Raw genomic sequence first — 15725 nt, forward strand, 5'->3', positions numbered from 1 at the left:
TTATCACCCTTTATAACTTGCAATATACTTATCTAACAAAATATCTGGATAATAGGACATTTTTGCTTTTCTCAGTCCTTCATCTCCAGTATCTTCTTCACGATTCACATACTTATAATTCTGACATTCATGCAGTACAAACTGCTGGTTTATCATAGGATATGCTCCCTGAATTTCATGAAATGCCTTTTCAATATGAACAACAAACGTATCTGAGGATAGTGGTTCTCCAATTGTATAGGCTATTACCTCACCATCTCTTCGAATTAATCCACCAACAAAACCTAATTCCTTAAAATTATTAAGTGCATTTTTTACAGCACATATTTCTTCTTTTAAGCCTGGATTGTCCTTACAAGAATACTGCTCACACCAACGTCGGTTCATATCTTTACAATCCTCCATATTTTCATGGGAAATCGACTCATAGATCCAATTAGGGTTGTCCTTAAAACGTGCAATATGATTTCTCTTTCCATGCAGTTTTTTCCCTGACAGAGTTGACAGCTTTTCAACGGTATAAATGTAATCACTGTCATCACGAATTAATTCATATTGAAACCTGCCTGGAAACAACTCATCCAAAACAGAAATCTGGTTTTCTGTAATACCTCGTAAAAAGAATTCCCTTCCTGTTTCTTTGGCATCACTCATAAGCAGTTCCAGTGTTCCTTTTAAGTCCCCACTTCCCGCTGGGAAGGAATACATTTTCTTTTCTCCCTTTCCTGATCTGACGCAATAAAAGCCATCTACATTGCAAATTTCTAATTGGTACACATTTCTCCATATATAATTATTCCCAAAAGAATACTCACATCCTTTGAAATCAGATTTTCGTAAGCATTCTTGAATCCATTCTTTATCTGATAATTCTATTTTTCTAAATGTTAACATACTGTTTCCTTTCCGTATTATAATAATAACATTATACGAGTTTTATCCGAATTCCGCAACTGTTGAAAAGTAATGAAAATGTTTGACAACCTGAAAGGATTATCATACTATTATCATATGAATAAAGACGAGGTACTCCCATGATTTATATTAGCACAGCATTTTATCAGGAAGCCAGTCCTATGATACAGGCTTTCTCTCTCAATAAACTTTCCCAATTCAGTAAGTATCAGGTTTTTGGGAATGAGCATTTTACTTTATTTATTACAAATCCAGGGCCTATAGCAAGCTGTATCGGTTCCACCTATGTTTTATCCGGCCAGCGTCCAGAAGCTACAGATCTTTTTGTGAATCTGGGCATTTGTGGATGTACGGATACTACCATTCCCATTGGTACCCCCTGCTTATGCACCCAGATAAATGAAAGCTTGACAGGACGAGTTTTTTACCCTGATGTTTTATTTTCCCACCCATTTCTTGAATGCTGTCTGGAGACACATCCTGGAAATATTTCTGACAATTCCCAAATTACTTCTAACGCTGGAACAACATTGGTGGATTGTGAAGCAGCCAGTTTGTATCAGTCAGCGCAATTATTTTTTCAGATACATCAGATGCTTTTTATAAAAATTGTATCCGACTATCTTGAACCACAAAGTGTTACAGATATCCATGTCCGTTCTTGTATAGAATGTAACCTGACTGCTGTCTTTCAATGGCTGGAAAACATACAGCAGTCAATGCAGACAGCCTGTGCAAACTCCCTTTTAGACGTTGAAAGTATTCCCGAATTTCATTTACTAGCCAGTCAGTTAAAACTATCTGCTACTATGAAAGCTCAGTTAAAGCAGCTTCTGAATTATAGTCAGTTAAAAGGGAAGGATACTGGACAGCTTCTTTCACTTTGTTTAGAAAAAACGGCTCAGTGCAATACCAAACTAGAAGGGAAGAATTATTTTGAACAATTTAAGCAACAACTTATTTAGCTCTCACTTTTCACATATTTATGTGGAAACTGCTCTACGAAATTCAGCCTCTGTGTTAAGAATTTTAGACAAGTTTCCAACAGCAAACGTAATAGAAATTCCCCATTACAAAGATATCTTCTGCCGCAGCCAGCAAAATTTTTGTATGCAGAAAAAATCACCTAAGCTTATACTGGCAAAAAAGGAAGGTACCCTTATTTATCCTGGGGCACCTGTGTGCCAGGATTTTGGGAATAAACATTTTTACTATACTTCTAATGTTATGAACTGTATTTACGATTGTGAGTACTGTTATCTTCAGGGAATGTATTCCTCTGGAAATGTTACAGTATTTGTAAATTTGGAAGATTTTTTTCTGGAAATAGAACTACTCCTTCAAAAACACCCTGTTTACTTATGCATTTCCTACGATACTGATTTGCTGGCGCTAGAAGGAATTCTTGGTTATTGCGAAAAATGGATTGCTTTTGCTAAAAAGCATAAAGATTTGACAATTGAAATACGTACCAAAAGTGCCAACACTGGGGCTCTTACAGCACTGGAGCCATCGGATAATGTTATTTTTGCCTGGACTCTATCTCCTGATTTTGTCAGCTCCCATTTTGAGCATAAAACTCCGTCTTTAAACCAAAGATTGAAGTCAATTAAAGTTTTAACAGAAAAAGGTCATCGTGTCCGCCTATGCTTTGATCCTATTATTTACCACGATACGTGGAAGGAATCTTATAGCGCATTCATAACCGCTGTATTTTCTCATGTTCCAACAGATGCTGTCCGGGATATTAGTTTGGGCGTTTTCCGGGTGTCTAAAGACTATTTAAAGCGGATGAGAAAACAACGAAAGGATTCTCTTGTTCTTGCCTATCCCTATGAAATGAAAGCAGGAGTTTATCAATATAAAGAACAACTAGAAAGAGAAATGACTGCCTTTATGTTGAAGCACCTTACGAACCATGTACCAGAATCGATTATTTTTCAATGGAAGGAGTGTCCTAATGAATCAAATGCAGGAAACTAGCTATAAAGAGAAGAAGCAGATTGCTATTGTTACAGGAGCTTCCTCAGGAATTGGATTAGAAATCAGCAGACAAATTGTCAGCTTGGGGTATTCTGTCTTTGGATTTGGACGTGATTTTACTAAAACAAGTTACTCATCCCCTCAGTTTCATCCCATATCAATGGATCTTACCAATATTCATGAGTTGCAGGAAAAAATAAAGGAGTTAAAAAGAGAGTACAGGATTTTCATTCTAGTCAATAATGCAGGTATTGGATATTTTGGGTTGCACGAAGAATTAAATCCTCTTAAAATCCATGAAATGGTTACTCTAAATGTAGAAGTACCTTTTGTACTGACTCAGCTTTTACTTCGTGATTTAAAAAGGGAAGCTGGCTTTCTTTTTAATATTTCTTCTATTACTGCTAAAAAGAACAATCCCCACGGTTGTGCATATGGTGCAACCAAGGCAGCGCTAACAAGTTTTTCATCTAGCCTGTTTGAAGAGGCTCGGAAATACGGCGTTACAGTAACTGCTGTTCACCCAGATATGACTAAATCAAATTTTTATCGAAATGCTGATTTTAAAGAAAGCGAGGAAACCGACTGCCACATTTTAGCAGAAGAAGTAGCTGACTTTGTCAGCCTCACTTTGAAGCTGCGCAGCGGGCTTTGTCTGTCTGATGTAACCATTCAGCCACAAAAGCACCGCCTTGCAAAGAGGATACTGTAATTATACTCCCTTGCTTCTTAGTATTTTATTTTTACGAATTCCTAAAATTAATGCCACACTTAGCATCAAAAGCGTAATCATGATGGTAATCGCAAATTTTTTAAGAATCATACCAAATGGCAGGAACAAGAGAAGAATCATGCTCCCAAAGCAAATACCTAGTATTCTTCTTGCTTTTCCTCCATAAATCTTACGCTCCACATCGTCAATGGGTTTATTCAAGTCCTCCACTGGCGCCAGCACAAAGATAATGGCACTGCTCACTGCTGCCGCTGCTATAATCAATATCTCATTAACTGGAAAATATTTAATCGCTAATAATACTCCTACTACTAAAAGCATAGAGTAAATAAAACAGCGGGTTTGCGTCTTCGCATGAACTCCTCCGGCAAAGGAACGAAGGGGCATATATACAAGCATAAATACAATAGTTTCCAAAAACATCTGTAACAAAATACCTATCCCAATCGTTAGAGAAATATTGATTAGCATTATAATTCCCTGATTTAATCCATAGGCATATAGTTCTCTGTCGTCTGCTTCTATCGTTCCATCGCAGACCAAATTTTCAACAATTTTATCTACTACCTTCACCCAATCACCTCAAACACTTTCTTAGTAACTATCTTTTATCACAACAGATATTCTATATTCTGCAATCATTTATTTTCCTGCTCTTTCAACTCCTCCTGGTGCTTCATGGCAAGCTTACACGCCTCCACTGCATCCTCCTGAGTTCCTGTTGCAATTAGAAATCCGCTGTTATGGCAAAATTGTAATGTTTCCAAACTGGTCAGTTCTTTCAGTTCCTCTTTGACTCTTCCCCTCCATTCCTTTGGAAAAGCACATTTTAATTGGTCAGTATTGTCATCCTTGGGTATACCCTGAGCACAATACCCTCCCCTGTTAGATGGAAAAATAGCAAAATACAATTCTGTTTCCTTGACATACTTTTTCCACGGCGCAGATCTTGGCAAAATCAAAATATGCTCTTCTGCCTTCTCTATTGCTTTCTTCACCAGATGCTCTGCCCGTTTAATACTCTTTATGTTTTCAAATTCCTTTTTTAAAATGGTTATTGCAAGTTCTTTAGCTTCCTGAAATGCCCCATCTGAGGATACGGCATAATCCCATGGCGGATTAAATACGGAAATAATGTCCGATAACATGTTATCTGCTCCAGTATTATCGTTTAGATCCAGTGGCTGTACAAATTTTTCATCGAATTTAACTGATTCCTCACTGGACAGAATCAATTCGCCATACGTTTCCCACAACAATCCAAAAGCAGCATATGGAATGCCATTTTCCCGCACTCTTCTTTCCTGTTGGTGATGGTCAAATTCTCCCATCCCAATATCAAATACAATACCATCAAAGGCTTCCGGCACTTCAAATCCTCTTTCAATCTTGATTTCTGGATTTAGCATTGTTAAAAGGGCCGACGAAAAAACATCATCTGCATGAAATTTTCCTGCATGTGTAAAGCCTTTCTCAATTTGTATCAATTTTTTCATAGTTTTCACCTCAGTGATAGTATACCACTAATAGAAAACATTAGCAAATAATCTGAATTTGACACATTTTCATGGCTTCTAGTGCCTTTTGATGGCTCTCCACCGTTACACCGGCACAACAGCTTCCGTCTACTGAAACTTTTACTTCAGGTAATGCGGCTTTTAGTATCATTGCATTGGAAATCACACAGATGTCTGTACATAATCCAATTAATTGAACTTCTTCCACACCTTTTGACTCCACAACTTTTTTGAGGTATTCGGCAAGTTCCATAGAACCAAAGGACGGTTTATCCAAAATCACACTATTTCTTTCTTGTGCCAGACGTCCAATCTCTTCTTCCAGCTGCCATCCCGCTGTTCCTTTGATACAATGCTCTACAGGCAGATAATACCCCTCTTGGGTATTTAAGTAATTTTTTTCGTGGGTATCCCGAGTAAATACTAGTTCACCATTATGTTCTTTTATTTTCTGTATTACCTTGGGAACCAATTCAACCGCCTGGCTTGTACCAAGACTTCCGTCTATAAAATCCTTTTGCATATCAATAACAACTAATAACGTATTCAATACCATATCCTCCTTTACTACTAAGTAGATTTACCAGTTTGCTTTTATAAAATCATTATACAAATTTTTTGCTTCAAGATAAAGTTTTTTTTCTAAAAATTAACTTTTTGAATATACTATTATTGTCAGGAGGTGTATTATATGAATAAAAGATTACTTCACTTTGAAATTATTTGCTTTGTTATTTCACTAGTTCTTGGCGTGATTATGCACTTTGTTTATGAATGGAGTCATTATAACCGCATTGTGGCTATGGTTTGCCCTGTTAACGAATCTGTCTGGGAACATTTAAAACTGATTTTTGTTCCCTATTTTATATGTTCATTTTTTATTTATTATAAGTTTAGAAATCACTACAAACATATTTGGGCCGGAAAAGCACTTGGCGTAACTGCTGGTCTGCTTTTTGTTGTGTGCTTTTATTATACGTACACAGGAGTCATTGGAAAACACTGTCTGTTCATGGATTTGCTTTCTTTTTTCCTTGGAACCTTGCTTTCCTATATTGTAAGTTTTAAAATCATAAAAAAAGATGAAACAATTCTCATATCAGAGCAAATTGGTTTCATCCTTTTTATCTGTTACCTTGTGCTCTTTATTTTATTTACTGTTACTCCTCCAAGAATTCCTCTCTTTCAAGATCCTGTGACTAAGAGTTTTGGAATAAACAGGTTGTCGTAATATTGAGTAGAGGAGGCATCGCGAAATAACCCTACTTAAATTTACTTAGTTTAATTGTCTTTTCGTCTGCCTCTTTTGTGTCCTTGTCTATGTAATGGATATACAATTCCGTTTCATTGTTTCTAAATTCACATACATCAATATCCCATTCGTTCGTAATATGCGGAAACAAATATTTTTTTTCTGTATTTTGTTCATATTTTTTTGCAATTACCAGTGTTTTTATATATATTCTGTTCCGTCTTGTTTATTTCTAACATACGCTACATGCACCTTACCAATTGCCCTGACAGTTTCAAACCACTCTGATTTTAGATTTTTCTGGTAATCAATAAACTTATCCAAATAAGTCCCTGTTCCAACGCCATAATGGATATTTACTGTATCATCACAAATTGATACACGTGGAGGATCGTTAAATTCGCCCAATATCTCACTATAAATAGCTTCTTGCTCTGTATTGTATACCGAGCATCTATAATAATCGTTATATTCACGAAGCCCCATTTTTTCGATACAATAGCATTTTTCTTTCTTGATTATCGTCCATTTTGTATGCAATGGTTCTTCTGATTCATTTGTTGTTATAGATTCTGTCATTTCTTGAACATCCTTTTCATCAATACTATCCTTCACCTCCCAAAAATTACACGCCACTATTCTTACGATATACCATGCATCCCACCAATTTAGGATGATCCAAAACAAAATTATTTGGATTTTCACCAATCAAAAATGAAACCATCATAATATCACCACACTTTTAATAGTTCCTCACAATGACAATAAGGACTTCCCGTACTTTTATCTATTCCAAAAGAAATACTGTTCCGATGTTTTTCGCAAAAGAAGCTCCAAAAAGACATGAGTTAATAAGCGCTTCTGCGGTATTAACAAATGAATAAACCGCTGGAAAATCTCTTTTATCTCATTTCCTTATCAAATTTGGTATCTGGCACCAGTAAAATCAACACTCCTGACCATTGATATTTGGGTGGTTTATTTCCTTCCCTAACTTTCCTAAAAAATTCTTCTGGCTTTAGCCTAACAATTCCTTCTCCTGGATTAGCATGACTGTACTTTTTCATCTATTCTCTCAACTCGCAATTTTAATTTAATCTGTTTGAATTAATATAATTTTACATTTTACACATTTAAATGACTTTAATTTAATTTTTTTAAAGATGTTAGTTGGCTTTGGTGTCAACAGTCCTTCCTTTAACAAATGTTTCTCAACAAAATCGTCAAAACCTGGATGTTCTCCTAAATAATAATGCCAATTCCAACATTGTGATATAGATATATTTTTTTCATAATTTTTTTCATAATTTTTTCCTTTTATTTAAAAGCGCCAAATCCAGCATAAATACAATGTAAATATTATCACATCCTAATACGAAATTATTAGCAGTGCGGTTTTTAATCACTTTATTGTAATTTTTAGTCCTTATAATGAATATATTCTCTTTTTATGGTGTTTAGCACTTATTATTTAGTCAGTTGTATCTACTCTTTGGACTTATGTCAATACCTAGCACACAATAATACTCTTTAGTTTTATTTATTGTTCTACTTTTACCATTTAGTTCAAACTTTTTAGCACAACCTTACCCCGTAAATCTTTCCCAAAACATACGAAACATTCTAAACCCGGGTAATCATGGACTTTTTAGCTACGTCAACATATCCTTCACAAGGTTAGCATGTCCTGCATAAAGTGAGCCGACATGTCCTGTATTCAAAACCTGGTAAACGGATATTAAATAAATCAATGGATGCACCTAACAGATTAAGCTAATTCTCAAAATATAACTACAGGCAACTTCTTTCATATGCATTACAGTAGCGTAGGGAGCTGTTTTGGAATAACTGTTACGTCCTTGCACTTGTAGAGTGGTCAAGGTTTTTTGAAACCTGCCATTAACTTTTTAAAAGAGCTCTTGCTCCATAGATTCTCATCTATTTTGCAAAAGCTCCCTTTATTAATCATCATGCATCTTTTTATCTTCCAGTGCAAGCTTTCCTGCATCAGGCAATTGACTTAATTCCCCATATTATCATACTTTCTTACCACCCTTTGTTCCACCAAGTTTCACCCCTGCCAGCAAATTCGTTTCAAAGCTATAGGAAATATTATTAAGCTCACGGTCTCTCTTTAATGCCAACTGAATCATTCTGTCCAATAGCTCTTCATAAGACACTCCCAGCGGCTCCCACAAATAGAACGCCAGTGAACCTGGAATAGTATTAATCTCATTAACCCAAATTTCCTGTGTTACGGTATCCATCATAAAATCAATTCTAGCTACTCCGTTACAATTCAGAACCTGAAATGTATCTACTGCTAATTTGCGTATTTTCTCCCGTACTTCTGGCAAAATATCTGCTGGAAGTTTTCGTGTCAGGCTAGACATTCCAGAGCTTTTTGAACCACCATCTTTGCTTCCACCAGTTTTTCCGCCGCCTGACATATATTTATCCTCATAACTTAAAATTTCATCTGAATTCACTGGCTCCTCACACTCAGAAGCCTCTGCACTTTCATAATCCCCCAGAACCGAGCAATTGATTTCCTTCAGATTGGTCACTGCCTTTTCCACTAATACCTTCATGGCAAATTCAAATGCATGATCCATTGCCTCTTGAAGTGACTCACTATCTCTTGCTATCTTAATGCCAACACTAGAACCAAGATTAATTGGCTTTACAATGACTGGATATTGAAAGCGTTCTTCAATCTGCTTGATTACCCCAGCAGTATCTTTCTCATATTTTTTCGTATCAAATACACAACAATCTAAGACCGGGATTTGGTTATCCTTTAAAACAGTTTTCATTACATATTTATCCATACCAATAGCAGAAGAAGTTACATCTGGTCCTATATACGGAATACAGAGCATTCTCAGACACCCTTGAAGAGTTCCATCCTCAACATTGGTTCCATGAACAATCGGAAATGCCACATCAATCCAATCATATGTATTGTTTCCAAACTTTTTCATTGGATATTTAACAAGCCCAACCCTTCCTTCTTCATTTACTAAAACAATTCTCTGGCTTTTTCTCAAAAGAGATGGTATGTTTCTGTATGCCTTAATGTCTGAAATGCTATTACCTATATACATCTCATTTTCCTTTGTTATATAAACAGGAATAATATCATATTTCTCCCTGTTAAAAGCATGCACCGCCTGAATACCTGAAATAATAGACACCTCATGTTCCACGCTCTGTCCACCAAAAAAAACTCCAATCTTAATCTTCATGGCCTATCTCCTTCACTTTAATAATTATCTGGCAAATCATTTTCTAATAAAATAATTTTTTCTTTTCCCTCTGACTTTATGGCGTCAACCTTAGAAAGACCTTCCTGTAAATCATCTACTACAAACAGACGATTTTCAGGGTATCCCTTACTGCGAACTCCTTCTTGTATTGGTTCTGTCTGTTTTTTTCCAACCAGTACAATATAGTCACAGTATTCTGCTGCCTGCTGCCCGAAAATACGGTTTAACTCTGTCTGCTTTTCTCCTAATTCTACCATACCTGGTGTTACCAAAATTCTAATACCGTCAAATGCCCCCAGTGTTTCTAAAGCTGCCTTGGCTCCACTTGGATTTGAATTATAGGCATCATCGATAATCAGGCCTCTTCCGCTGTTAATAAGCTGTAAGCGGTGTGGAACCGATTCCAGCCTGCGTACCTGATTTGCCAAAGTTTCCATAGAAACCCCCAGCTGATACGCCACCGCAATTGCACCAGCAATATTTAGAACATTATGTTTCCCGATGAGCCTGGTTGAAAAAGTTTTTTCTTCCCCATCTGGAGTTTTTAGAGAAAATACAGAGCCCTCCCTTGACACAGTTAAATTATATGGTAAAAAATCTGCATTTTTATTATCCACACCATACGTAATATATTTTTTTTGGATCGTCTTGTTGACGATATACTCATTATCATAATTCAGAAATACAATTCCATCCTTTGAAACAGCTTCTGCCAGTTCAAATTTAGTTTTTATAACATTTTCCACCGAACCAAAGCTTTCTAAATGCTGTGGTCCAATCGAAGTGATAATTCCATAATCTGGCTCTACCAAATCGCAAATTTCTTTTATGTCACCAATATTTTTAGCTCCCATTTCACAGATAAATATCTGGTGGGTTGCCCGTAAATGTTCCCGAATTGTCCGCACTACCCCCAAGGTAGTATTGAAATTCCCTGGAGTCATTAATACATTGTAGTCAGCAGAAAGCAATTTATTTAAAAAGTATTTTACACTGGTTTTTCCATAGCTTCCAGTAATACCAATTACTTTTAGGTCTGGCATTTCTCTAATGATTTTCCTTGCTTCTTCAATAAATTTTTGATTGATAGCTGTTTCAACTGGCTTATTCATTGTATTGGCAAGTAAAATAAGCGCACCGGAGAAAATCCCCATCAGTGGCAGCAAAAGTGCTGTCAGAATAACTATTTTGTATAAAATAAATGTAACAATCGCTGCCGCACCATATAGCATTCCCAATGTAATAAACATTCTTTGGACACGTTTTGTATATACTAACGGCTTTTTTGCCTTTTTCGGGCGGTTTCCAGCTGCTGTAAGAAGATTTAAGATACTTGCAATGATTAAACCTGGATTTCCAAACAGCAAAAGAATGGGAATGGAAAGATAAAACCCAATTGTTTTTCCTATTATACTTCCCATATTCTTTTTAATCCACACAGTATGTTCTTTTGTTTTATAAGAATTCAGCTGAAACATGTGCATATGAAAGATTAGTACCATTACCATGGCAATTATACTAGTTATACAATAAAGACCTGTCAAAAATAAACTCATCTTACTCTCCTTTTACTCCATAGAAAGAATCTAATACCCTTAAAACTAACTCAGGCTGTTCTAAAAAAGCATAATGACCAGCATTTTTCACGGTTACCAAGCCACTGTCTGGAATCATTTTTTCAAAAGTCTTTCCCTGCGTAAGAGGAGTTGCAGAATCATTTTCTCCCCAAATCAGCAAGGAAGAATATTTCACTCCTGGCAAAAGGTGTGTCAAATCCTCATTCACAAGCTTAACCAGCGTTGCACGCATAACAGGCGAGGCTGCGTTATAGTCTGCTGAGCCATTTTTCTTTCTCATATTTTCAATAAAATCTGGATATAGCTTCTTCATAACTCCTATACTAAAAATTACCTTTGCTATTTTGAACATACGGATTTTAAACTTCTGCTTCATGCTTTTTTTTGAAACAATCCCTGCGGAACCCATAAATACCAGTTTCTCCACTTCAAATGGAAGTTCCTTTTGGCTGACTAATTTCAGCAAAACCCTTCCGCCATTAGAATGCCCTATAAAAGAAGCTTTCTTCACATGAAGTTTTTTTAAGAATGTAATTACAAAATTCACATAATCATCTACATTCCAAGGCTCTTCTGGCTCACTGGAATCTCCTGCTCCTGGAAAATCTACGCAAATCACTTTATGATGCTTACTTAGGCTATCTGTAATCTGCTTATATACAGCAGTATTACATCCCCACCCAGGTAGTATAACAATGGTTTCACCTTCACCCTGCATCACATAATTGGTATCTATTTTATCTATTTGAACCTTCACTTTATTATCCCTTACTAAAAGAACTAGCCTTTCCTTAAAACTTTAGTATTAGTATATTTTCAAAAGAAAAAATACTTTCATACTTTTTCATAACATCGTCAATTAATTTGATTAAAACACAAAGTAGATTGAACCTTTAAACAAGTTCAATCTACTAATTATAGTAACAACACTATTTATTTGTCAAGTCTTTATGATTTTCAATTATAAGTATCCAACAAGGGTCTTTTCATTAGCCTTAACGAACGTTTGGCTTCCTCTACTAAAAGCTCCTGACTTTCTGTCTCAATTACTTTTTTTAAGAAGTCTGCTGCCTTCTGCCATGGAAATCCTGATAAACACCGAATGCCTTTCCAATAAATCACTTCATTCCCTTTATACTTTTCCACCACTTTTAAAACAGTCTCCGTATACTCCCATTTTGCAGCCTTTATTTTATAAAAAGCGATATAGCCAATTGCATCAAATATTTCCGCTATTTTTTCCTCATCCTGGCTTTCTAACACCTCTATCAAAACTGGCATGATTTTCACATCCATACGTGCTAAGCTTCTGATGATAAAATCTCGTGGCAAAGGAAAGCTGATTTTCTTTGATGGTCTGTCTGGTAAGCTTTTATGCTGATTCTTACCAATTTTCCCAATGTACTGCACCATCTCTTTGGCAGTGATTTCACCCCCGCGCTCTAATGCTGCACCAATTTCAATACGGGTATAGAGTTTTTTTTCCTTTACCAGTTTCGACAACAGTATCTTTGTAATTTCAATCTCATTCATATTATAGGCAAACGAAATTTCTTTAGCTGCTGAGGAACGTACACATGGTGTCTTATCATCCAGCAATGCAATTAATTCTTCTTTGCTTTTCTTCTCGTAATCATGGATATCGTCCCCTTCAATATAACCTCGTGCTCTCAATGTCTCAATATCACTATTCATTTACACTCTATCCCTTTCATTTCATATGTATAAAGTTGTGGTCTTCCGATTATTGTTTCATTTATTACTTATTTTATCATATCCCTCAACAAATGTACATTATCAGCACTCTTATATCCGTTAAAAAATCGACCCCTTGTGCTATACTCCACATTAGAGGCCGACCTAAAAATTTATGATTGCTTCCTGGATATTTCTCCATTTCCAAATCCTTCTTGATTTCCTGTTGTAATGCCAGACTCATTTACGTAAGTTATACTTTCCGAAAGAGTGAATTGGACTACCTCACTACCATTTGTGCCAATCTTATAAATAGATCCTATACTAATATCTGGGGTTGAGATTACAATAGAACTAAACACTTTGGCTGGTGTAAAGGTAACAATTTCTTTTCCCTCTTCATCTAGAAGGGATACAACCGTTCCGGCACTTTGCTGAGTTGAGAAAGTCATAAGAATACTTCCTTGTGATTCACTTGCTGATACATTTTGTGCCATACCACTAGACCCCGCTGCAATTAAGACACCACCATTTAATTCAAATCCACTGTCATAATCTATTGCACCATTTCCATCATTCGTAGGCCCGTTTACGATTACAGTTCCTCCATCCATTAAAATACCGCCATTGGCATCTAATCCATCTCCTGATGCATCTACAGCTATGGAACCATTGTAAATATGAAGTATTCCATTTCCAGATGAACTGAATTCATTTTGACCTGGTCTTCCGCTTACGGATGAACTGTCTGCACCTCCCGCAACATTAATTCCATCATCACTTGCTGTAATAGAAATATCACCGCTATATATATTCATATATAAGCTTTCTAATCCTTCATAGCTTTTTATAATGTTTACTGTACCATTCTGAATGTTTAACGTGTCATCAGCATGAATCCCATCATCCCCAGAGCTTATTTCAAAAGCTCCATTCTGTATATCTATGCGATTTCCACTGTGAATTGCATCATCGGAGGAATCAATTACAACCTTACCATTCTCAAATACAATACTGATTTCTGCCTTAACTGCTTTTGCGCTCTGGGTTGTTTCTTCTGTGGTAGTTTCTGTGGAAGTTTCTACACTTTCCTCCTGCCATCTTCCCCAGCCGCCCTGCTCACTTTCAGCACTCTTACTGCTATTAACACTGCCGCCTCCTGTTGTAATGTTAAAATCGCCATCCTTAACATAAACAATTGTTTCTGCCTGAATGCCGTCGGTTCCTGCTGTAATTGCATAGGTTCCGTTTTCAATATATACAAAGCCTAGTGCAGCGTCTTCCGCATTTGTTGATTTTAAAGCATCTCCACCTGTGTTTAATACAATATTACCGTTTTGAACTGCTACATAATCCTTACCGATAATTCCATCATCCACACTTGTCAGGTTAATGCTGGCATTCACAATTTTTAATTTGTCCTTACAATTAATACCATTGTTATAATTTGCAGTAACATTTAAAGTTCCTGTTCCATTAATTGTCAAATCATCTTTGCTGTAAATAGCTGCATTGGGCACATTTTCCTCTTCATTCTCCAAGTCAAAGGTTGTGCCATCTTCCACAGTATTGTCTGTTCCCGCTGCTACTGTAATAATTGTCTTTTCTGCCTGCTTAATATAAATTGGTGCCTGATTACTGCACGTAATAGATGCCCCATTCAAAATCAGGTGAACATTTTCCGTTTCATCACAATCTACAATAATCTGCCCATCTGTCAATTCACCCGTAATCACATAAGTGCCAGCTGACTGAATTATAATAGTAGTACCTTCTACAACAGCACCTGTTCCTGCAAATTCAATTTCCGTTTTGTTCAGTACGATAGACTGTGCTGCTTCCTCCCAGCTTTCTTCTAAATCTTCATCATCAAAAGAAACCTCAGGGATAGATACCGCTGCTGTATCACTACTGCTGGTTTCTGTTACTCCACTGCCTTCTGTTTCTTCAGCTGTATCCGTTGTATCTGTTGATTTTGTTGTCATTTCTACCTGGGTTTCTGATTGCTGGCTGACTGTACCATTTGTTCCACAAGCTGTTAATAAAAAGGATAACACACATACTATAATCATTAACTTCTTTTTTATCCTCATAGCCATTTTCCCCTTCTACAATTCATCTTTTTGTACTTGTGGCCTGCCACAAATAATGGTTAAGTTTCCATTTCTGCATCTGATTTCATCGATCATTTCTTTTTCCTTTAATGCATCCTTCAATGTAATGCGATAACATAATTCATACATACTTCCTAAATTAGTTGTTTTTGCTCTTTCCAAACTAGCTTTTTTTGCATATTTTTCAAAAATATCATCAAAGATATTAGTATAATCCAGATTTTCAGGAATCGTAATCTTTAAATCTTTTTCTTGTGTTTTTCCTTCGCCAAAGCTTGATTTTGATAAAACCAAGAAAACGGCACCAATGATAACTGTAATTAATACTGCAAATGTTAGAAATCCCATTCCTGTTGCTAAGCCAATTGCCATTGCAAAGAAAATGCTTGTAATTTCCTTTGAGCTGCCTGGAACAGAACGAAATCTTACTAGGCTAAAGGCTCCCATTACCGCAACACCTGTTCCTAAATTACCATTTACCAGTGCAATTATAATCTGAACCAATGCTGGTAATAGCGCCAGTGTGATTACAAAATTCTTTGAATAGTTACTATTTAACATATAGATAAAGGCAATTGCCAATCCCAATACTAACGATACTCCTGTGCATATAAGTGCATCTGTAACAGCCAAACTTGCTGCTGCCTCCTGTAAAATACTTTCAAACATA

The 15725-nt window shown here is 36.2% G+C and carries 16 protein-coding genes; 4 read left to right on the forward strand and 12 right to left on the reverse strand.

Annotated elements, in window-relative coordinates; translation table 11 throughout:
* Positions 1-3: 3 nt before the first annotated feature.
* Complete coding sequence (locus BM305_RS12300; protein ID WP_092561246.1) at positions 4-894, reverse strand: DUF2156 domain-containing protein; 891 nt, start codon at positions 892-894, stop codon at positions 4-6.
* Between the two features lie 140 nt (positions 895-1034).
* Between BM305_RS12300 and BM305_RS12305 the strand changes: the two genes are divergently transcribed.
* The 3 genes from BM305_RS12305 to BM305_RS12315 are packed head-to-tail and all read left to right on the forward strand — an operon-like array spanning position 1035 to position 3610.
* The gene (locus BM305_RS12305) at positions 1035-1880 is read left to right on the forward strand and encodes a hypothetical protein (RefSeq protein ID WP_092561248.1); all 846 of its coding nucleotides are present in this window, start codon (positions 1035-1037) and stop codon (positions 1878-1880) included.
* Between the two features lie 52 nt (positions 1881-1932).
* Positions 1933-2898, forward strand: a complete 966-nt coding sequence (locus tag BM305_RS12310) for an SPL family radical SAM protein (protein WP_242940533.1) — start codon at positions 1933-1935, stop codon at positions 2896-2898.
* Entirely contained in the window at positions 2876-3610 is a 735-nt protein-coding gene (locus BM305_RS12315; protein ID WP_092561252.1) for an SDR family NAD(P)-dependent oxidoreductase, read from the forward strand. The genes BM305_RS12310 and BM305_RS12315 overlap by 23 nt, the downstream gene beginning before the upstream one ends.
* On the opposite strand, the gene BM305_RS12320 is transcribed toward BM305_RS12315, so the two are convergent.
* From BM305_RS12320 to BM305_RS12330, 3 genes are all read right to left on the reverse strand, one after another.
* Positions 3611-4204: an accessory gene regulator ArgB-like protein gene (locus BM305_RS12320; protein WP_092561254.1), complete on the reverse strand. Its 594-nt coding sequence runs from the start codon at positions 4202-4204 to the stop codon at positions 3611-3613.
* Positions 4205-4269: 65 nt separating this feature from the next.
* The gene (locus BM305_RS12325; protein ID WP_092561256.1) at positions 4270-5127 is read right to left on the reverse strand and encodes an MYG1 family protein; all 858 of its coding nucleotides are present in this window, start codon (positions 5125-5127) and stop codon (positions 4270-4272) included.
* A gap of 40 nt (positions 5128-5167) precedes the next feature.
* Positions 5168-5698 carry a cysteine hydrolase family protein gene (locus BM305_RS12330; protein ID WP_092561258.1) on the reverse strand — a complete coding sequence of 177 codons (531 nt, stop codon included), beginning with the start codon at positions 5696-5698 and terminating at the stop codon, positions 5168-5170.
* Positions 5699-5839: 141 nt separating this feature from the next.
* Between BM305_RS12330 and BM305_RS12335 the strand changes: the two genes are divergently transcribed.
* A complete protein-coding gene (locus tag BM305_RS12335; protein WP_092561260.1) occupies positions 5840-6379 on the forward strand; it encodes a DUF6512 family protein in 540 nt (179 codons plus the stop codon).
* A gap of 222 nt (positions 6380-6601) precedes the next feature.
* Here the strand turns inward: BM305_RS12335 and BM305_RS12340 are convergent, their stop codons facing one another.
* From BM305_RS12340 to BM305_RS12370, 8 genes are all read right to left on the reverse strand, one after another.
* Positions 6602-7036: a hypothetical protein gene (locus tag BM305_RS12340; RefSeq protein ID WP_092561262.1), complete on the reverse strand. Its 435-nt coding sequence runs from the start codon at positions 7034-7036 to the stop codon at positions 6602-6604.
* 266 nt (positions 7037-7302) lie between these two features.
* The gene (locus tag BM305_RS19160; protein WP_177214713.1) at positions 7303-7467 is read right to left on the reverse strand and encodes a cysteine peptidase family C39 domain-containing protein; all 165 of its coding nucleotides are present in this window, start codon (positions 7465-7467) and stop codon (positions 7303-7305) included.
* Positions 7468-8436: 969 nt separating this feature from the next.
* Positions 8437-9648 (reverse strand): D-alanine--D-alanine ligase family protein, encoded by a 1212-nt coding sequence (locus BM305_RS12345; protein WP_092561264.1) that lies wholly within the window; start codon positions 9646-9648, stop codon positions 8437-8439.
* A gap of 17 nt (positions 9649-9665) precedes the next feature.
* A complete protein-coding gene (locus BM305_RS12350) occupies positions 9666-11225 on the reverse strand; it encodes a UDP-N-acetylmuramoyl-tripeptide--D-alanyl-D-alanine ligase (RefSeq protein ID WP_092561266.1) in 1560 nt (519 codons plus the stop codon).
* Between the two features lies 1 nt (position 11226).
* Entirely contained in the window at positions 11227-12003 is a 777-nt protein-coding gene (locus tag BM305_RS12355) for an alpha/beta fold hydrolase (protein WP_092561268.1), read from the reverse strand.
* Between the two features lie 200 nt (positions 12004-12203).
* Positions 12204-12941: a HEAT repeat domain-containing protein gene (locus BM305_RS12360; RefSeq protein WP_092561270.1), complete on the reverse strand. Its 738-nt coding sequence runs from the start codon at positions 12939-12941 to the stop codon at positions 12204-12206.
* 173 nt (positions 12942-13114) lie between these two features.
* Positions 13115-15034, reverse strand: a complete 1920-nt coding sequence (locus BM305_RS12365) for a carbohydrate-binding domain-containing protein (protein ID WP_207649485.1) — start codon at positions 15032-15034, stop codon at positions 13115-13117.
* A 15-nt stretch (positions 15035-15049) separates the two neighbouring features.
* A complete protein-coding gene (locus tag BM305_RS12370; protein ID WP_092561274.1) occupies positions 15050-15724 on the reverse strand; it encodes a DUF4956 domain-containing protein in 675 nt (224 codons plus the stop codon).
* Position 15725 lies beyond the last annotated feature (1 nt).

It is taken from the genome of Anaeromicropila populeti (assembly GCF_900112775.1).
GTDB classification, from domain to species: Bacteria; Bacillota; Clostridia; order Lachnospirales; family Lachnospiraceae; genus Anaeromicropila_A; species Anaeromicropila_A populeti.